The organism is Tardiphaga sp. 839_C3_N1_4, from assembly GCF_051811045.1.
In the GTDB taxonomy this organism is placed as follows: Bacteria; Pseudomonadota; Alphaproteobacteria; order Rhizobiales; family Xanthobacteraceae; genus Tardiphaga.
This window is the reverse complement of the sequence record NZ_JBPWQD010000001.1, coordinates 3,610,491-3,629,799: the sequence shown is the minus strand read 5'-3', so window position 1 is coordinate 3,629,799 and position 19,309 is coordinate 3,610,491. Positions and strand designations below refer to the sequence as shown.

General features: G+C 60.7%; 17 protein-coding genes and 1 tRNA gene. 9 read left to right on the top strand and 9 right to left on the bottom strand.

The features are described 5' to 3' along the window. Positions 1-154 precede the first annotated feature (154 nt). Complete coding sequence (gene garD, locus AB8A38_RS17410; protein WP_439086832.1) at positions 155-1,699, top strand: galactarate dehydratase; 1,545 nt, start codon at positions 155-157, stop codon at positions 1,697-1,699. A 169-nt stretch (positions 1,700-1,868) separates the two neighbouring features. On the opposite strand, the gene AB8A38_RS17405 is transcribed toward garD, so the two are convergent. Continuing rightward, on the bottom strand, positions 1,869-3,209 hold the full coding sequence (locus tag AB8A38_RS17405) for a PQQ-dependent sugar dehydrogenase (RefSeq protein ID WP_439086830.1): 1,341 nt from the start codon (positions 3,207-3,209) through the stop codon (positions 1,869-1,871). 128 nt (positions 3,210-3,337) lie between these two features. On the opposite strand from AB8A38_RS17405, the gene AB8A38_RS17400 reads away from it, so the two are divergent. Both AB8A38_RS17400 and AB8A38_RS17395 read left to right on the top strand, forming a co-directional pair. Beyond that, positions 3,338-4,390: a hypothetical protein gene (locus AB8A38_RS17400; protein ID WP_439086829.1), complete on the top strand. Its 1,053-nt coding sequence runs from the start codon at positions 3,338-3,340 to the stop codon at positions 4,388-4,390. A 129-nt stretch (positions 4,391-4,519) separates the two neighbouring features. Continuing rightward, positions 4,520-5,965, top strand: coding sequence for an MATE family efflux transporter (locus tag AB8A38_RS17395; RefSeq protein WP_439086827.1), 1,446 nt, complete (start codon positions 4,520-4,522; stop codon positions 5,963-5,965). A gap of 7 nt (positions 5,966-5,972) precedes the next feature. Here the strand turns inward: AB8A38_RS17395 and AB8A38_RS17390 are convergent, their stop codons facing one another. The 4 genes from AB8A38_RS17390 to AB8A38_RS17375 are packed head-to-tail and all read right to left on the bottom strand — an operon-like array spanning position 5,973 to position 8,364. Beyond that, positions 5,973-6,500, bottom strand: a complete 528-nt coding sequence (locus AB8A38_RS17390) for a hypothetical protein (protein WP_439086826.1) — start codon at positions 6,498-6,500, stop codon at positions 5,973-5,975. Next, the gene (locus AB8A38_RS17385) at positions 6,497-6,898 is read right to left on the bottom strand and encodes an SRPBCC family protein (RefSeq protein WP_439086825.1); all 402 of its coding nucleotides are present in this window, start codon (positions 6,896-6,898) and stop codon (positions 6,497-6,499) included. The genes AB8A38_RS17390 and AB8A38_RS17385 overlap by 4 nt, the downstream gene beginning before the upstream one ends. 35 nt (positions 6,899-6,933) lie before the next feature. Beyond that, a complete protein-coding gene (locus tag AB8A38_RS17380) occupies positions 6,934-7,776 on the bottom strand; it encodes a helix-turn-helix domain-containing protein (RefSeq protein WP_439086824.1) in 843 nt (280 codons plus the stop codon). A 9-nt stretch (positions 7,777-7,785) separates the two neighbouring features. Next, on the bottom strand, positions 7,786-8,364 hold the full coding sequence (locus AB8A38_RS17375; protein ID WP_439086823.1) for a methylated-DNA--[protein]-cysteine S-methyltransferase: 579 nt from the start codon (positions 8,362-8,364) through the stop codon (positions 7,786-7,788). 164 nt (positions 8,365-8,528) lie between these two features. On the opposite strand from AB8A38_RS17375, the gene AB8A38_RS17370 reads away from it, so the two are divergent. Beyond that, positions 8,529-8,602 (top strand) — tRNA-Gly (locus AB8A38_RS17370). A 53-nt stretch (positions 8,603-8,655) separates the two neighbouring features. On the opposite strand, the gene AB8A38_RS17365 is transcribed toward AB8A38_RS17370, so the two are convergent. The 4 genes from AB8A38_RS17365 to AB8A38_RS17350 all read right to left on the bottom strand — a co-directional run bounded on the left by AB8A38_RS17365 (position 8,656) and on the right by AB8A38_RS17350 (position 12,767). After that, positions 8,656-9,012, bottom strand: coding sequence for a hypothetical protein (locus AB8A38_RS17365; protein ID WP_439086822.1), 357 nt, complete (start codon positions 9,010-9,012; stop codon positions 8,656-8,658). 745 nt (positions 9,013-9,757) lie between these two features. Next, positions 9,758-10,612 (bottom strand): metal-dependent phosphohydrolase, encoded by an 855-nt coding sequence (locus tag AB8A38_RS17360; RefSeq protein WP_439086821.1) that lies wholly within the window; start codon positions 10,610-10,612, stop codon positions 9,758-9,760. Between the two features lie 282 nt (positions 10,613-10,894). After that, positions 10,895-11,995 carry a calcium/proton exchanger gene (cax, locus tag AB8A38_RS17355; RefSeq protein ID WP_439086820.1) on the bottom strand — a complete coding sequence of 367 codons (1,101 nt, stop codon included), beginning with the start codon at positions 11,993-11,995 and terminating at the stop codon, positions 10,895-10,897. A gap of 211 nt (positions 11,996-12,206) precedes the next feature. Next, positions 12,207-12,767 carry a GNAT family N-acetyltransferase gene (locus AB8A38_RS17350; RefSeq protein WP_439086819.1) on the bottom strand — a complete coding sequence of 187 codons (561 nt, stop codon included), beginning with the start codon at positions 12,765-12,767 and terminating at the stop codon, positions 12,207-12,209. A 145-nt stretch (positions 12,768-12,912) separates the two neighbouring features. Between AB8A38_RS17350 and AB8A38_RS17345 the strand changes: the two genes are divergently transcribed. From AB8A38_RS17345 to fabI, 5 genes are all read left to right on the top strand, one after another. Then, a complete protein-coding gene (locus AB8A38_RS17345) occupies positions 12,913-14,004 on the top strand; it encodes an AI-2E family transporter (protein WP_439086817.1) in 1,092 nt (363 codons plus the stop codon). Positions 14,005-14,068: 64 nt separating this feature from the next. Continuing rightward, positions 14,069-16,291, top strand: coding sequence for a DUF3141 domain-containing protein (locus AB8A38_RS17340; protein ID WP_439086816.1), 2,223 nt, complete (start codon positions 14,069-14,071; stop codon positions 16,289-16,291). 34 nt (positions 16,292-16,325) lie between these two features. Then, complete coding sequence (locus AB8A38_RS17335; protein ID WP_315840248.1) at positions 16,326-17,288, top strand: phosphate acetyltransferase; 963 nt, start codon at positions 16,326-16,328, stop codon at positions 17,286-17,288. 5 nt (positions 17,289-17,293) lie between these two features. Then, entirely contained in the window at positions 17,294-18,508 is a 1,215-nt protein-coding gene (locus tag AB8A38_RS17330) for an acetate/propionate family kinase (protein WP_439086814.1), read from the top strand. After that, the gene (fabI, locus tag AB8A38_RS17325) at positions 18,505-19,296 is read left to right on the top strand and encodes an enoyl-ACP reductase FabI (protein ID WP_115028763.1); all 792 of its coding nucleotides are present in this window, start codon (positions 18,505-18,507) and stop codon (positions 19,294-19,296) included. The genes AB8A38_RS17330 and fabI overlap by 4 nt, the downstream gene beginning before the upstream one ends. Positions 19,297-19,309 lie beyond the last annotated feature (13 nt).

The window sequence follows — 19,309 nt, the reverse complement described above, 5'->3', positions numbered from 1 at the left end:
CCATTTCTGTATGAATCGGGCGGATCGGCCCGTTTAAAGGTCATCATTCGGGGTGCAAAGCGTGTCGGTCAAGTGCGCGACACCGTCATCTTTTGTGCTACTGCTCTGCTACGAGACCGGCGCGAATGCCGGCAGATTTGGGAAGGACAAGGCGATGGCCACCACGCTGGCAGCAGATGCATATGCGCCGCGCTACATCAAACTGAATGCGCGCGACAACGTCGCCATCATCGTCAATGATTTTGGCCTGCCTGCAGGCACCAGGATGACCGATGGTCTGGAACTGCGCAATTTCGTGCCGCAGGGGCACAAGGTGGCGCTGGAAGATATCGCCAAGGATGCGCCGATTATCCGCTACGGCGAGATCATCGGTTATGCACTGGATATGATTTCGGCCGGCGAATGGGTCGAGGAGGCGCGTATCCACATGCCCGATGCGCCGGACCTCGACAGCCTTGAGATTGCCAATGCGGTTCCCGAACCGCAGCCGCCGCTGACCGATTATACGTTCGAAGGATTTCGCAATCCCGACGGCTCCGTCGGCGTGAAGAACATTCTCGCCATCAGCACCTCGGTGCAATGCGTCGCCGGCACGCTCGAATTTGCGCTCAAGAAGATCAAGGCCGAGCTGCTGCCGCGCTATCCGAATGTCGATGACGTCGTCGCCGTCACTCATGGCTATGGCTGTGGCGTCGCGATCAATGCGCCGGATGCCTATATCCCGATCCGGACGCTGCAGAACATCGCGCGCAATCCCAATTTCGGCGGCGAGGTGATGGTGGTCGGCCTCGGTTGCGAGAAGCTCGCACCGGAGCGTTTGCTGCCGAAGGAGGACCCTGCCAGCACGATGCGTCTGCAGGACGAGGGCAATCAGAGCTTTGGCGACATGGTGGATACGATCATCACCATGGCTGAAGCGCGCTTGAAAATCCTGAACCAGCGTAAGCGCGAGACCTGTCCGGCTTCCGACCTCGTGATCGGTCTGCAATGCGGCGGTAGCGACGCGTTTTCCGGCGTGACCGCCAATCCGGCGCTCGGCTTCGCCAGCGATCTGCTGGTGCGCGCCGGCGCAACGGTGATGTTCTCCGAAGTCACCGAGGTGCGTGACGCCATCGAATTGTTGACGCGCCGTGCGGTCAACGAGGATGTCGGCCGCGCGCTGATACGCGAGATGGACTGGTACGATTCTTATCTGGCACGCGGCGGCGCCGATCGTAGCGCCAATACGACGCCCGGCAACAAGAAGGGTGGTCTTGCGAATATCGTCGAAAAGTCACTGGGCTCGATCGTCAAGTCCGGTTCGAGCGCGATCAGCGGCGTCATCGGCCCGGGCGAACGCGCGACGACGAAGGGACTGCTGTTCGCAGCAACACCGGCCAGCGATTTCGTCTGCGGCACGCTGCAGCTCGCCGCCGGCATGCAGATGCAGATCTTCACCACGGGACGCGGCACGCCCTATGGGCTGGCACAGGCGCCGGTGATCAAGGTCTCGACGCGGACCGAACTGGCGAAACGCTGGTCGGACCTGATCGATTTCGACGCCGGCCGCATTGCCAGCGGTGAGATGACCATCGAAGAAGCCGGCTGGGAGCTGTTCCAGCTGATCCTCGATGTCGCCAGTGGCCGCAAGCAGGTGTGGGCCGACAAATGGGGGCTGCACAACGATCTCGTGCTGTTCAACCCCGCGCCGGTGACGTGAAGAATTTCAAGTGGGATAGGCGAAGTAGTAAAAACTCGTCATGCCCGGCCTCGTGCCGGGCATCCACGTCTTGGCCATAAACTCAGGAAGATGTGGATGGCCGGGACATCAAGTGAAGCCCTCGCTTCGCGCTGCCCGGCCATGACGGAGCTTTGTCAGCTCTTTGGTATCAATTCAACGCTGCCGCTTTCGCGCCCGATGGCGTCACACGCCAGATCGTATTGCCGACATCGTCGGCCACCAGCAATGCGCCCTTGCTGTCGATGCGCACGCCGACCGGGCGTCCTTGCGCTTCGCCGCTGTCATTGAGGAAGCCAGTGAGCACATCCTGCGGCTTCCCCGATGGCTTGCCGTCGGTGAAGGGTACGAAGATCACTTTGTAGCCGCTTTGCGGGCGCCGATTCCACGAGCCGTGCTGGCCGATGAAGGCACCGCCCTTCATACTGGCTGGAAACAGATCTCCGGTGTTGAAGGTCAGCCCGAGCGACGCGGTATGCGCGCCGAGCGCGTAATCCGGCGCGATGGCTTTGGCGACCATGTCACGGCGCGGCGGCTGCACGCGGACGTCCACGTGTTGGCCGTAATAGCTGTAGGGCCAGCCATAGAAGCCGCCGTCCTTCACCGAGGTCATATAGTCCGGCACAAGGTCACTGCCGATCTCGTCGCGCTCGTTGACGGTGACCCACAGCGCGCCACTTTGCGGCTGCCACGACGGGCCGTTGGGATTGCGCAGACCGGATGCGAAGATGCGTGAGGCGCCGGTCGCGCGGTCGATCTCCAGCACCGCGGCGCGGTCTTTCTCGGCCTCTATCCCGTTCTCGCCAACATTGCTGTTGGAGCCGACGGTTGCATAAAGTTTGGTGCCGTCGGGGCTCGCCGTGAGATCCTTGGTCCAGTGGTGATTGATCGGGCCGCCGGGCAGGTCAGCCACCTTCACGGCAGGCGTTGTGATCCTGGTATCATTGGTCCTGTAGGGAAACTTCACCACGGCATCGGCATTGGCGACAAAGAATTCGTCGCCCACCAGCACCATGCCGAAGGGTGAGTTGAGCCCTTCGAGAAACGCTGTCCTGGTGTCGGCGACGCCGTCGCCGTCCGCGTCGCGCAGTAGCGAAATGCGATTTGCTGTCGGTGTGCCCGCGCCAGCATGGCCCATCACCATCTTCATGACCCAGCCCTTGATGCCCTTGCCATCTTCCGGTTTCGGCGGCGCATTGCTTTCTGCCACCAGCACATCGCCATTGGGCAATACATAGACCGTGCGGGGATGATCGAGCCCGCGCGCAAAAGCGTTGACCGTCATGCCTTCAGCAGCCTTCGGCTTGGCGCCCGCTGGCCAGCCGACCGCCTTGGAGACATTGACCGTTGGAATAAGCGACTTGTTGGGCTCGACAAGCTTCGGCGACGGTCCGAAATCCTCGCCGGATGCGATGGTGGATTTCTCGTTGCATCCGGCCAGCGGCAGCGCCAGGGCGACGAGACAGGCGGAAAGCAGGAATTTCTGGCGCATGGAATGTCCTTGTGGCTGAGGACATAAAATGCGCGCGATGCAGGAACGTTCGACCTCCCTGCATGAATTTCATGTGAAGCCGGAGTGATGCGCGGCTATGGTCCTTCCCAACAATCAGGGAAGAAACGATGACCGGACCGACAAATACGAGCGACGAAGCCACCTGGACGCGCTGGCGTAGCGTCGCCGATCTCTATCACGCCTATTTCACCGGCCTGATCCTGACCACGGTCACGCGCCGCGGCACCGCAGATGCCGCGGAGTTCATGTTTCGCATCTTCCGCCGCCAGCAGCAGGAACGCTTTCTGCCCGGCCTCGCAAAGCTCGGTCTGTCCGGCCTGCCACCCGCGGTCGCTGCGGCCCAGTATCACTATCTCTCGAACTGGATCGGCGGCGTGTCGGTCGAGTACATGTATGAGAGCGACCGCAAGGCCTGGATTCGCTATCCACCGCCGCGCTGGGTCTGGCGTGGCACCGCGATCTGCGGCGTGCCCGGCGAAGTCTCGCGCGCGATGCTGCGCGGCTGGCACGCCAATAATGGCGTTTCGCTTGGCAATCCCCGCATGGGCTTCGTCTGCACCAAGCAGAGCGTTGATGGCCAGGATGGGCTCGAAGGCTACTACTGCGAATACGACCATGATTTGGATATCGATCAGCGTCTGGTGTTCGCGCGCCATCTGGAAGCGCCGTTGTTCGATCCCGCCAAGGCGCCGGCGCTGCCCGTCGATAGCTGGCCAAAGGCGCGGTTGGAGAAGGCCTATCGCAACTACGCCATGGAATATGTGCGGACCGCAGCGCCTGTGGCGGTTCAACTGTTCGGTCCGGTCGATGCAGGCTATTTGCTGCATCTCACCGGCAAGCTGATCGGCATGCAGTATTTCGACGAGGTGTCTGCGGGCTTCGGCCTGCAGCGCGGCAACGCCAGGGTCTTCGCAGAATTTCTGAGCACCTTGTTCGCGGCGCAAGACGATGTCGTGGAGATCAGCGCATCCGAGGGCCAGTTCGAAATCCGGCAGCAGAGCTGGAAACTGATGGACGGCGTCGCCGACAACAATATCGCCTGTGCGAGGGCCTTGCAGGGGCTGGTCGAGGGCCTCGCCGCCGGATGCGGTCGCAATATACCCATCGTTATGACGCCGGCGCGAGGCGGTGCGCTCCCGTTCATCTGGTCGATCGGCTAGCCGCCTCGACCCCTTGATACTGCAGTGCAAATCGAACATCCCCCATGCGTGTGTCGCGCATGGCATTGTCGGCGATCGGTGCTAGGAACGAGGTTCCGGCAGGCAAGACCGGAAGCTCAGGGAGAATGCATGTCCGACGCTGTCGTCGCCGAACCCCGATTGGTCGATGTCGACAAGCAGCCGCTTCCGAGCCTGAAGGCGCCGGCCAAGAATCCCCTGCTGGATCATCCCATTCTGCCGACCATCCTGCGGCTGGCCTGGCCCAATGTCGTCGCGCTGACGGCAGGCGCCGTCGTCGTTATTTTCGAGACCACCTATGTCGGCCGGCTCGGCACCGAAGCATTGGCGGCGATGGCGCTGGTGTTTCCCTTCGTGATGCTGACCATGACCATGTCCGGCGGCGCCATGGGCGGCGGTGTGTCATCGGCGATTGCGCGGGCGATCGGTGCGGGTGACCGCGAGCGGGCCTCCACACTGGCCGGGCACGCGTTGCTGATCGCCATCTGCTTCGGCCTCACCTTCACGGTCGGCATGCTGACCTTCGGCTCCATGCTGCTGCAACTGCTTGGCGGCCGCGGCAATGTGCTGAGCCAGGCGCAGGGCTACATCACCGTCTTCTTCGCTGGTGGCGTGATCCCGTGGCTGCTGAATACCTTCGCGGCGATCCTGCGCGGCACCGGCAATATGAAGATGCCCTCCGCCATGCAGATGGCGGGGGCTGCCTTGCAGGTGGTTCTCGGTGGCGTGCTGGGCCTCGGCTTCGGTCCGATCCCGCAATTCGGCATGCCCGGCGTCGCGGCGGGCACGCTGATTGCGTTCACGATCGGCACAGGCGTCATGGGCTGGTATGTCTTTTCCGGTCGTGCGCGAGTCCGGCCTCAGATCAAGGGCTTCCGCATTCAGCGCGGGATGTTCTTCGATATTCTGAAAGTGGGTGCCATCGCCTGTTTCAATCCGCTACAGGGCGTTCTGACTCTCCTGATTTTCACCCATATGCTGGCGCATTACGGCACCGCGGTGCTGGCCGGCTACGGCATCGGTGCGCGGCTCGAATTCATGCTGAGCACGCTGGCTTTCGCGGTGGGTATCGCCTCGGTGCCGATCGTCGGCATGGCGATCGGCGCTGGCCGCATCGCGCGTGCGCGCCGCGTGACCTGGACTGGCAGCGTGATCGCCTTCGGTGTCGTCGGCCTGCTCGGCACACTGATCGCGATCTTCCCCGATGCCTGGGTCAATCTGTTCACGAATGATGCCGGTGTGCGCGCGGCAAGCCGGACCTATCTGGCCACCTGCGCGCCAATGTATGCCTTTCTGGGGTTGTCCACGGTGGCCTATTTTGCCTCGCAGGGCGCCGCCAAGGTGCTCGGCCCGGTGCTAGCGCAAACCGCGCGGCTGGTCTTCGTCAGCGTTGGAGGCTGGTGGCTGCTGTCTATCGATGCCTCGGCCACAAGCTTTTTCTGGCTCGCGGCGGCGTCCATGGTGCTGCTCGGCGTGCTGTCGGCACTCAGCGTACTGCTGACGTCGTGGGGACCGAAGGCCGGTCCCGTGCCCGAGATCCGGCCGGAGCTCGTCTGAGCAGCTTCTAGCCAACGCGCGTCGCAGTAAATTCCACATCGCGCCGCCACGTCGCGCCGTCGTCATGCGAGGTCTCGCCGCGCCACAGAAACGAGCGTGGCGTGATCTGCGAGAAGCTCCAGCGGATCGGGCGTCCGTCATTGTCGCGGCCGAGCTGGACGACGTCGTTGCCCTGTTTGCGGCCGGTCATGGTGAGAAAATTCTGCATCACCGGATCGGTCCACTGGATCTGCCACGCATCGATACGTGGGTCGTAGATCCGCAGCGTGCTTCCATACGAGTAGGCATTCGCTGCGGCGTCGCCGTCGCGCAACTGGCCGCGCGGCGGCACGATCCAGACATCCTGGATGGCGCGGCCTTCCAGCACCCAGCCGAAATGCCATTCGCCCTTGCGCCGGCGCTCTCCGCCGTCCGGCATATACCTGACCACATCGAGATCCCAGGCGCCGATCAGCCAGCCATAGAGATCCATCTGGCCGATGCGATCCGGGGCAGGGCCGTCCGCTGCGAGCGCATCGAGAAACGATGCAGTCATCGCGCGGCTTTCCCGAACTGGGTCTGCATCGCCGCCAGGCCCAGATCCATCTGCTCGCTCATGTAAGGCGCGATCTCATTCGGTAGCACGTCGGCCGTCCAGACAAACCGGCAGCGGGCGGGTCCATCGGCAAATACCTCCGCCGATGCGCTGTGCTGGGTGATGCGCTCGTTGACGATGGCATAGACGAGGCGCCGTCGGTCGTGGTCGCAGTCGACCAGTCTTTCGCGTGCGATGGACCCGTTGGCAAACGTCACGATACGTGCGTCGCCGTCCAGCTCTGTGTCAGTGACGAATCCCGGCACCAGCCTTGTGTGCAGCGCGCCGAAGTCGGCCAGTGCGGACCAGACATCGTCTGCCGATGCGCCGAGGAAAATCTCTTTGTGAATCGATGCCATGCCGTGCCTCCCGGTTGATCAGGACGGCAAGCTACTCAGTGCACGGCCAGCCGTTCTTGGAAAATCTTGCGGTCGCCGCGGGAAGCCTGTCGAAAGGCGCGGGGCGAGACGCCAGCAGCGCGATGGAAGCTGCGCACGAAATTCGAGAGATCGCCGAAGCCGACATCGAAGGCGATGTCGGTGATGGCGCGGTCTTGCTCAGCCAGCAGGTTTGCAGCCCGCCGCAGCCGCGCGCGCACCAGATACTGGTGCGGTGTCACGCCGAGCACATTCCTGAACAGGCGCAGGAAATGAAACGGACTCAGTCCGGCCTGACGGGCGGCCGCATCGAGGTCGATCTCCTCGCTGGCATGGGCGTCGATCCACAGTGCGGCCTCGACCGCCCGCCGGCGATCCCGTGCATTGCCGTTCACACGCCTGCGCGGCTCGCCCGAGACGACGTCGACAAAACGCGCGGCAAAGGCATGACCGATCTCATCGAGCCCGAGATCGCTATGGGCGCCGGCACTTGCCTGCGCGAGCTCGCCAAGCACCATCAGTTCGGCGCGTGGCGCGATGGCGCCCTGCTGCCAGATGTCCCTGGCGTCGCCGACGGTGTCGATCAGCTCAGGCGCGAAGGAGAAGGACAGGCATTCGTCGCCGCAGCCGTGATGTTCGTGATGGCAGGTATATTCGTCGCCAGGGTGCCCGATCAGCAGCGCGCCGGCGATCAATTCGTGCGACTGCCCGCGGCAGCGACAGCCGAAACTGCCCTTGCGAACATAGGAGAGCGAATGGCCGGCGTGCTGTTCGGAAAACGGCTGGTCGTCCGGACCCGCTGTACAGCGATAGTCCGTGACGGTGATCGCGTTGCTCTGGAACAGCGTTGTTGCCTGCATACCCGGAGGTTAGCCTTGCGGGCGCGGTGGGGCAACCGACAGCAGGGCATCGAACAGGGTGGTCGTCCGACCGGTCAGCGCGCCCTCGATCGAGAGCAGCCGCGACTTGGTGATGATGCCGCCATTGCCAGCAAAGCCGCTGGTCTGGCCCGCAACGGCCAGTGCGCGGTGGCATGGTACGAGGATCGCAAACGGATTGCGGGCGATGGCCTGGCCGACCGAATAGACTGCACCGCTGGCACCGAGCTTTGCTGCGATCTCCGCATGGGTGCGGGTTTCGCCACGCGGGATCATCCGGACCGCCTCATAGGCACGGCAATTGAACAGCGGCAGGCCGTACATATCGACGGGGACGTCGACAAGGTCCACGGCTTGGCCGCGCAGCAGCGCAACGATGCCCTCGATGGCGTAGTCGACATCGGCGGGCGGCCGGAATTCGCGCGCATCGGGAAATTGCTGCAGCAGGCGGCGCCGGGTCTCGATCTCGCGCGCTTCCGGCAATTGCACGCCAACAATGCCGGCATTGCCCCATGCGATACCGCATCGGCCCACCGACGTGTCGAAGGTTGTGTATCCGTGCCCAGCCATCCCGAAGGCGATGTTAGCAGGCGAATTGAAACCGTCATCTGGAATCTTTGAGCGGTTGCCTTTCAGGGTGCGGCCGGGTGTGCGGCGCAAGGAAACTGTAACCGGCTGCCATCAATCCGCTTGGCGGATCGGCCGGTCTCGGCTAGATCAGATGGCGCGACGATGCGGGCGTAGTTCAATGGTAGAACGGCAGCTTCCCAAGCTGCATACGAGGGTTCGATTCCCTCCGTCCGCTCCAGCACTTAGCCGGGAAATCTTTGAAAGTTTTGCTGGCTGTTTTGCAAAGTTTGTTCATTGTCTGGCCTCCAATTTCCTGATGCGCGCCTTCATCGCTGCGGCGCGACCCACATAGCGTCGGATGATCTTTTCGACGGATTCCTCTTCCCAGGCGAGCGTCTCCGCGATCTCGCGCATGGTGAAGCCGGCGACGTAAAATTTGGTAGCTGCGGTGCCAGCCATCTTGGCGTCGATTTTTGCCTTGTTGAAAAAACTACCGAAGCCGTCAGCGGACCAAGGACGGCTGCAACTAGCGACGGTACTGACGCCGAAGCGCTGCGCATCCGTCACGGGTGCGAATTTCTCTCTGGAGCGGATGACGACGATAGCGAGAACACGTGATGCAATCACTGGATCTTCTGCCGCGCTCACTGCGCTGCGCGTAGGAGTGAATGCCGTTGTGAGTCAGGCCCGTCCCGGCATCCGCATCGGGGTCCTCGCCGAGGGAGGAGTCGTATTCGGTGCCGCCCGCGCCGTGATCGACAGCATGGAGAAGCAAAGCCGTAATTGGTCATGGTCGAACGCGATCTTGACAATTGCTTGAGACGAAAATTCCCCAGAACAAGCGATGCCGATTGGGAAGATAGGCTTGGAGACCGAGGCCCCCTCAGGTCCTTATCTGCAAAAATCACCATGAAATATCGTGGCGCTAATGGACGCGCGGGATGAACCGAAGTCGAGGCGGGCAAAATGAAAGAGGCCGCCTACTGAGGCGGCCTTACTTTATGAACACGAGGGCTGCGACTATCACGACAGGGACTAGCCCAGCCACGATGACGAAGGCGCTATAAAGGTGTTCTTTTGACACGGCAGCTACCCCAGATGAGGGAGCATTTTATGATCCGCCTCCGGGAAAGTCCTGTGCACTTTGTGCCAAAAACCAAATCGGCGGCCGTACTTCTTTGGGTTGAAGCGGCCATCCAATATTTTCATGTTCCCGTCAGTAGGGCGCCCTTTTTTGAACTGCGCTATGGCTTCGCCAATTCGGCGTCCGGCATGGGGCTTACGGGCTGGCGCAAAGATCCGTCACGGAAGCCGCGCTCAATGGCGGCGCAATGCTCTGAATCATCGGCGATGATGAGCTTCCTGATGCGGGCTAGGGGGAGTACGTCAGCGTTTATCTCTGCGGTCCTGATAGGTTCACCTCACGCTCAGCCCGAAAAACATTGCTGTGCAGGCTGGCGATCCACTGCCGGCCGCTAGAGGTAACATTGAGATACCGTATCGCAAGCTGAATCTGCGGTGCAACGTTGGTCCAGTAGAACTGTGGAAATTTATAGACGATGTCAGCCGGCGTTGCATAACCAAGCGCTTTATTCAGTCCGATCTCCTCGAACTCATGGAACAGAGCATTTGATTTCCTTATGTAATTGGGATCGCCAAGCTGGCCAATCAGATCCGCAGCACGCAACAGCAATCCTTCTTCCTCGTCGAGGTCATCACCTCCTCCGTTTGTTGCATCGATGTAGGGAAAGCGCGTGTATTCGATGGCCCGGGCAATCCGGGCGGCGTCGACTTCCTCCACGGCATGGAGCCTCTCAATCACAAAGAGCTTTGAGCGGTCGACATGGTAGGGTGCGAGCGCGGCATCGGAGGATCCAACCGGCAATTCAATTTTGCGCCCGGTAAGGTCCGCAACATAAGCGCCGTCTTCATCGCCCTGGATGATGCCCCGCACATATCCAATGTCATGGGTCAGGCAGGCCATAATGAAGTTCGCATAGTCGGTTGCGGTGGTCGTCCGTTGCAGCGCGCGGCCCGCCAGAATATCGTTCCCGACCAGCGTAACCAGCATGGTATGCTCGATATTATGATAGAGTGCATCACTATTTCCGATGCACTCCAATGCCAATCTGGCGGCAAAGGGCAGCAATTTTATCAGATCGGAATGTGAGGAGCGGAAGCGGCCTTCGGTTTCCTGCGCCAGAAACGAGCCAAGGGCTTGCGCTGTCAGTTGAGGAATTGTGATCATCTCGGCACCTGTCTTACCCAGTTGTTGGTTGCGCCATGATCGCCGGGTCCTCAGCGGTATCCTTCAGCTTCGGCATTGCGGAACGCCGTGAGTGTCTAAGGATTTGAATGGAAGCTACTGGCGAGTAGCGCCCTAAGAGTTGATCTGAATCAACGCTCTGAAAGCCGGACTCTCGAGGCGTCCAGCGTTGTCGAATAGAGCTGAATGCCAGCAGTGCCGCGCCCGGCGACAACCGCACGCGGGCTATCGATTACAACCGAGTAACATGCCAAGTTTCCGGCTTCATTCCACCCCTTGGCCCGTCGGCGGAAGTACATACAGCGTCAGCGCAAAGACTGCGTAAATGAATATGAGCAAGGCGCCGACGAACCAGGCCGAGCGACCGCTGCTCGTAATGAAGCTCGCCGTCACGGTCGCAATCATGACCATAGTGACGGCGCCGGGCCAGAATTGCAGGCTCATTGGCGACGGTCCGACGACATAGCTGAGTAGCACCAGGGCGGGGGCTACGAACAGCGCAATCTGGGAGGCGCTGCCAAGCGCGATGCTGACGCTCATGTCGAGGCGGTCCTTGCGTGCCGCGGAAAAGGCGACGGCAAACTCGGCGGCGGCTCCGACCATTGAGACGATGATAAAGCCAACAAAGGCCGGGCCCATTCCAAACGTTGCTGCGGCTTTCTGCACCGACTCGACAAAAATCTCACTCACAAGTGCAACCAGTACGGTGACAGCAAGCAGTGTGCCGACCGCAAGGATGATTGGCCAACGTTCCTCGCCCTCGTCGTGCGCGGCGCTTGCGAACAACTCCTTGTGGGTCTTCAGCGAGAACAGCAGGCCGAGTGCGTAAGCAATGATGAGCAGGATGGCGAGGCCGACGCTGAGCTTCCGCATGACGGTCTCACCCTGCACGAGATCAAGGTCGGCGACTGCCGATGGAGCGAGCAGGGCGACCGTTGCCATCAGCAAGAGACCGGAGTAGAGCCGCGCGCCGGAGCGATTATATTCTTGAACGTGGTAGCGCAGGCCGCCGAGAAGAAGGCAGGCACCGAGCATGAAGAGAGCGTTGGTGACAATCGCGCCGGCAATTGACGCCTTCACCAGCATGTACTGGCCGGCCTGTAACGCGGTGATCGCAATGATAAGCTCCGTTAAGTTTCCCAGCGTCGCATTGAGCAACCCGCCGACGGCATCACCGGTCTTGGCGGCAGCCGCTTCGGTCGCGTGGCTGAGCAGGGCGGCCAGTGGCACGATGGCGAGAACCGAGAGTATGAACAGCAGCGTATGGGAATGCGGCGCTATTGCTTCCACGACCAGCACGACAGGCACGAAGATCAACATCCAAAGCAGTGGTGTGTGCTGGATTTGCTTGAGCAGGGGTTTCATAGCGGCGCCGTCTCCATATTGAACGCGACGGCGCAAACTCCGATCCCATAGCGGGACCGGTATTGATCTAGCTCAACAAGACCTCGAAGCTGGAAGAACGCGGATGTACTTCGACCGCTTTTCACCACATCCCTTGCAAAACGTCGGCGTTGCGTCGGAAGCTGTCGCGAGGGTCAGATTTCTTCTGACAGCGCGAGAGCTGCGCACGTCATCAGTATCCAGATGCGTCAAGACCTGTCGATCCTGGATCCTCGGTGAGCTTAAGCACCAGGCTGACGATCTGGGGATCTTTCCGCGGGGCTGCCTTGAAGCCGAATTTGGTGAAAATCTTTCGCATCGCGGTGTTCTCGGGCAGAACTTCCGCACTCAGTTCTTTTAGCCCGGCGTCACGTCCGAGTTTGATGAGGTGCCGCATGAGGATCGAGCCCACGCCGCGTCCCTGCCACCCATCGACTACCATGAACGCCATCTCGGCCTGGCCTGGCTCGGAAACGATATATCGGCAACCACCCACCAGGACGTTCCGGCCCGCTTCCTCAGCGCGCGCAGTCAGCGCGACATGATTTTCGAAATCAATGTCCATGAAGAAGGCGCGTTCCTTGTCGGAGAAATGGCGTTTCATAACGAAAAAGCGGCGTTGCAGCGATTGCACGCTGGCCTGTGCGAGCGCGGCGAGCATGTCCGGCTCGTCTTCCGGCCGAAGCGCCAGGATACTCACAAGGCTGCCATCGCGTAACTGCTCTTGCGCGGCGTAGGTGGCAGCATCGGACATGGGAGCTCCTCTGGCATGATCGAGAAACCTGTTCGGCCCAGCGTCAAGCAAAGGGGGGCTGCCGGACGGAGGGTTGATCTGGATCAAGACTACCGGATGTCCGCAGCAGCAACGCTAACGCACCTGAACAGATCAAGGCGCGTCCGTGAAAACACTTCGCCGCGTTTTATCCGGGGACGATGTCATCCAGCTTGTGGTCCGGGTGGGATTGCTGGCGTTAGTGGTGATCTGGACGTTCATCGTGATCCGCTCCTTCGTGCCAATTCTGGCTTGGAGCGGTGTCCTTGCAGTCGCCTTCTATCCGGCTTTCAACTGGCTGGCCAAACTGCTCGGTGGCCGTCCCCGAACGGCTGCAACGATCCTCACAATCGTCAATCTTGGAATTGTGATCGGGCCCGCGACATGGCTGGGTTTGAGCGCGGTGGACGGGGTCAGACAACTCGCCGATGACCTGAGTGCCGGCAATCTGGTCATTCCGTCACCGCCCGAACACATCAAGGAATGGCGCTTCGTCGGGCCCCAGCTGTATGAAATCTGGAGCCGGGCGTTCAGCAATATCAAGACGGTGTTGCGCGAGGTCGCGCCGTATTTGAAACCCTTGGCGGGGACCATGCTCACGCTTGCGGGGAGCGCCGGCGTCGGTACGCTCAAATTTTTGCTGTCCGTGCTTATAGCCGGCTTTCTCTTCCCCTACGGTGCCCAACTGGCCGCAGGCGGAAGGCGTCTTCTTTCCCTCATCGTTCCCGAGCAGAGCGAACATTTGCTGGATTTGGCGGGGGCGACAATCCGCGCCGTCTCTCAGGGTGTGATCGGCGTCGCGGTCTTGCAGGCCCTGCTGGCGGGCATCGGGTTCAAAATGGCCGGCATTCCCAGCGCTGGCCTCCTGGCCTTTGCGGTCATGCTGCTGACCATCATTCAGATCGGCGCAGCAATCGTCATTCTTCCTGTGGTCATCTGGATCTGGATGGACAAGGATTTCACCACGGCTCTGCTGTTGACAGTGTTCCTTGGCCTCGTCGGCGTGCTCGACAACATATTGAAACCGCTCGTGATGGGGCGCGGACTTACGACGCCGACACTTGTCATCTTCATCGGCGTCATCGGAGGAACTCTTGCGCACGGAATTGTAGGCCTCTTTATCGGGCCGATTGTTCTTTCGGTCGCCTGGGAGTTGATGGCGGCATGGATGCGCGAGGATCAATCCAGACCGGCGCCGGGGTTGACTGCGGACCCTTGACCTAGATCAACGATGCCTTGCGCAAAGCCCCCTGAATGAGTTGGCGCGACGATGAGGTCGGAACATGTCGAAGGAAGCGTCAAATTTGCCGGGCGGTCCGATGTCCGGGCTCGTTGCTTCGGCGGTGGAATACATGGTCGATGCCGGACAGCGGAGCATGCTGTTCCTGGACGTCATGCGCCAGCGCGGCGATCAGTACCGCGAGCATGTCGCGCAGACCGCACCGCATGTCCTTCAGTATGCAGCCGAATTGATTATCGATGGTCGTGACCTGAACGAGCCTGTGAACTACGCGCTGGTTCGCATCGTTCCGCCCGCGGGCGTTGAAATCGATTTCGAACGACGGCCGTTCATCGTGGTCGATCCTCGTGCAGGTCACGGTCCGGGCATTGGCGGTTTCAAGGCCGACAGTGAAATAGGCGTGGCGATGAAAGCAGGTCACCCCTGCTATTTCATTGGCTTCCTGCCTGAACCGATGCCGGGACAGACCATCGAGCGCATAGCGCGGGTCGAGGCGCAGTTCATCGAGAAGGTCATCGCTCTGCATCCCAAGGCCGACGGCAAGCCTTGCGTCATCGGTAATTGCCAGGCCGGTTGGGCCGTCATGATTTTGGCATCGCTGCGGCCCGAGCTGTTCGGACCGCTGATTATCGCAGGTGCTCCGCTCGCTTACTGGGAAGGAGTGCATGGCAAATACCCGATGCGCTATTCCGGCGGCCTGATGGGAGGCAGTTGGCTCACCGCGATGACCAGTGATCTCGGTGCCGGAAAATTCGATGGCGCCTGGCTGGTGCAAAATTTCGAGAACCAGAACCCCTCGAACACGCTGTGGACCAAGCAATACAATGTCTATTCCAATATCGATACCGAGGCGGATCGCTATCTTGAATTCGAGCGCTGGTGGGGCGGTCACGTCAATCTGAATGCCGAAGAAATCCAGTTTATCGTTGACGAGCTTTTCATTGGCAACAACCTCGCCGCCGGCAAGGTCGAGATGTCGGACGGCCGGAAGGTCGACTTGCGCAATATCAGGTCGCCGATCCTGGTGTTCTGCTCCGAGGGCGACAACGTTACGCCGCCGCAGCAAGCGCTGAACTGGATCCTCGATTGCTATGCCGATGTGGATGAGATCAGGGCGTACGGGCAGACGATTGTCTATACGGTTCACCAAAGCATCGGCCATCTGGGGATCTTCGTGTCCGGCGGCGTAGCCAAGAAGGAACATACGGAGTTTTCCAGCAACATCGATCTCATCGATGTATTGCCGCCGGGTCTCTATGAAGCAACTTTTGAAGCCAAGGGGGAGGCGACCGCGAGTGCCGACCTCGTCGTTGGTCAATGGGTGATGCGCTGCGAGGCGCGGACGCTTGATGACATCAGGGCCATGGGCGGCAATTCGCCGGAAGATGAACGGCGCTTCGCTGCCGCCAAGCGCGTCTCGGAGATGAATCTCGCAGCCTACCGGAAGTATGTTCAACCCTGGCTCAAGAATGCAGTAACGCCGCAGATGGCGGAAGTGATGCGGAGTCTGCATCCGCTGCGGCTGCAATATGAAGCCTTCAGCAGCAAAAGTCCCTGGATGAGCTGGGTGAAGTCTGCCGCGGACAGCATCGAAGACAATCGCAAGCCGGTCTCCAAAGATAATCCCTTTCTGGCCTTTCAGGAGCAGATGGGGAAGCAGATCGTTCACGCACTGGACGGCTGGCGCGACGCTCAAGAGGCGCTGAGCGAGGCCATGTTCCTCAACATCTATGGGTCGCCGGAATTGCAAGCAGCCCTCGGCATCGACCCGAAGTCCGAGCCGTCGCGCCGCCGGGAAATGTCGGCCGAGCACCGAGCCATGCTCGACAAAAAGATCGCTGAACTCAAGTCCAGGATTGCAGAAGGTGGCCTTCGCGAAGCGACCTTGCGTTCGTTGCTTTATGTTGGCTCTGCGCGGGGAATGGTCGATGAGCGAAGCATCGAGGCGCTGCGCCAGGTTCGGCGCGATCAGGCCGGAGCACAATTAACGCTGTCCGAATTCAAGACTCTGGTGCGCGAGCAGTTCTTCATGCTGTTGCTCGATCCGGAAGGGGCGCTTGCCGCTATTCCGGCGTTGCTGCCTGCGGATCACAATCAAAAGCAGGCGATTTTCGCGGCGATGCGTGAGGTGTTGTCCGCCAGCGGCGAAATCACTGGCGAGCGCGCAGTCAGGCTCGGGCGGATCGCCGGGTTGTTCGGTGTGGAAGCAGGCGGGGTGGGGACGTCAAACGTTACCCATTTCGACCCTGAGGCGAGAGCGTCGTAGGGCAGGTTCAGTCACGGGGAGTGGGAGCAACATCATGTCAGCTGACGCAAGCCAAGCACGATCTCCCAGTAAATATGATCGACTGATCACGGCGGCGAAGGCTGTGCCGCCGGTCCCGACTGTTGTCGTGCATCCTTGCGATGAGACCTCGCTGCGCGGCGCTGTCGATAGTGCGCAAGCAGGCATCATCCGGCCAGTCCTGGTCGGTCCCGCTCAGAAGATCAAGGATACCGCGGAGAAGAGCGGCCTCGCCATTGCGGGCTTCGAGATTGTCGACGCTGCGCATAGCGATGATTCTGCTGCCAAGGGTGTCGAGCTGATTCATGCAGCCAAAGGCGAGATGCTGATGAAAGGCAGCCTGCATACCGACGAACTCATGCGAGCCGTGACGGCAAAAGTCGGCGGCTTGCGCACCAATCGGCGCATCAGCCACGTGTTCGTGATGGACGTTCCGGCCTACGCCGAGACCATTTTTGTCACAGATGCGGCAATCAACATCTTTCCGGATCTCGCAGCCAAGCGGGATATCATTCAAAATGCCATCGATCTCTACAATCAAGCGGGGTTCGGCCAGTCTCCACGCGTGGCGATCCTCTCGGCGGTGGAGACTGTCACCGCCATGATTCCCTCGACGATCGAGGCTGCGGCGCTTTGTAAAATGGCCGACCGCGGCCAGATCACCGGCGGGGTGCTCGACGGCCCATTGGCCTTCGACAATGCCATCGATGTTGAGGCAGCGCGGATCAAGGGCATCAAGTCCGAGGTCGCAGGACGTGCGCAGATACTTGTTGTTCCCGACCTTGAGGCCGGCAACATGCTGGCAAAGAATCTCGCTTACTTCGCCAAGGCCGATGGCGCGGGTATCGTGTTGGGAGCCAGGGTGCCCGTCGTGTTGACATCGCGTGCGGACACGGCGCGCGCCCGGATGGCGTCCTGCGCCATAGCCTCGCTATACGCGCATGCGAGGCGTCAGCATGCACCAACAGTTTCCGGGTGATGGCCATGGATACAATTCTTGTCGTCAATGCTGGCTCCTCAAGCGTCAAGTTTCAGATTTTCTCGGTTGAGGGAGAGGGGAACTTACAAAGGCGGATCAAGGGCCAGATAGATGGAATCGGCAGCCGTCCGCGGCTACGTGCGAATGGCCAGAACGGCGATCCGATGGCTGATCGTGCTTATCCGATCGAGGCTGTGGCAGATGTGCCAGCGGCGATGTCCGTCGCGGGCGCCTGGCTGCGCGACGAGCTCAATATCAACCCCATCGCCGTCGGCCATCGCGTCGTTCATGGCGGACCGGATTATGCAAATCCAGTGTTGATCGATCATGGAGTTGTGGGGCGGCTGGAACGGTATGTCTCGCTGGCTCCCCTGCACCAGCCACATAATCTGGCACCGATCAGGACGATTCTAAACAACTTCCCGACCCTGCCGCAGGTTGCTTGCTTCGACACCGCCTTCCATCGCGATCATGATGCGCTGGCGGACTACTATGCGATCCCGCATCAACTCCATGCTGAAGGCATTAGGCGCTACGGCTTCCATGGCCTGTCCTACGAATATATAGCCAAGCGCCTGCCGCAAGTCGCGCCAAACGTCGCCGGCGGGCGCGTGATCACCGCTCATCTCGGCAGCGGTGCCTCGATGTGCGCGATCAAGAACGGAAAGAGTGTCGAGAGCACGATGGGCTTTACAGCCCTCGATGGTCTCGCAATGGGAACGCGTGCGGGCCAGCTCGATCCGGGCGTCGTGCTCTATCTGATCGTGGAAAAAGGGATGTCCGTCTCCAAAGTGCAGGATTTCCTCTATCGGGATTGCGGTCTGAAAGGACTGTCCGGGGTCAGCAATGACATGCGTGAGCTCCAGACCAGCGGCGATCCGCGCGCTGCATTTGCCGTCGACTATTTCGTCTATCGGGTCGGCCTCCACGCCGGCATGCTGGTGGCCGCGCTGCAGGGCCTCGATGCCTTCGTATTCACCGCCGGGATCGGCGAGAATTCGGCCACGATCCGGGCCCGCATCGCTGAGAGGCTGGCCTGGCTTGGGATCGCGCTCGACCCGACCGCGAATGCGGCAAATGCCGGCAAGATTTCAGGGCCAGACAGCCGTGTTCCGGTCTTCGTCATTCCCACCGACGAAGAGTTGATGATTGCGCAGCACACGCTCACGCTGCTGATGAATCCGAAAACGCAAAATCAGAAGCGCGAGAGAGTGTCATGACAATTCCGGTTTTTCCCGAGACCAGCGTCGCGTTGAAAGGCAAGAAGGGGCTGGTCGTCGGTATCGCCAACGATCAGTCCATCGCGTGGGGCTGCGCCAAGGCATTTCGGGCGCTTGGCGCTGAGGTTGCCGTCACCTATCTGAACGAGAAGGCCAGGAAGCATGTCGAGCCCCTTGCGGTGGCACTGGAGGCTCCGATCTTCATGCCGCTCGATGTGATGGTTGAGGGCGAAACCGAGAAGGTGTTTGAACGAATTGGCAAAGAATGGGGCCATCTCGATTTTCTGCTGCACTCCATCGCCTTTTCACCCAAAGGTGCATTGCACGGCCGTGTCGTCGATGTGGACCGCGAGGGCTTCCAGAAGACCATGGATGTATCCTGCTGGTCGTTCATGCGCATGGCGCATCTGGCTGAGCCCTTGATGAAGAACGGCGGAACGATGTTCACTATGACTTACTACGGCAGCCAGATGGTGGTGAAGAACTATAACGTCATGGGCGTTGCGAAGGCAGCCCTTGAGGCCGCGGTGCGTTATATCGCAGCCGAGCTTGGCCCGAAGGGCATTCGCGTGCATGCGATCTCGCCTGGGCCGCTGGCGACGCGTGCGGCATCCGGCATTCCCGAGTTCGATGAATTGATGGACAAGGCCCAGTCGCAGGCGCCTGCGCGCAGTCTTGTCAGCATTGACGACGTGGGGCGAGCGACGGCGTTCCTCGCGCTCGACGGCGCCAAGCTGATCACTGGGAGTGTGATGTATATCGACGGCGGCTACCACATTATCGATTGACGTGCGGACCTTG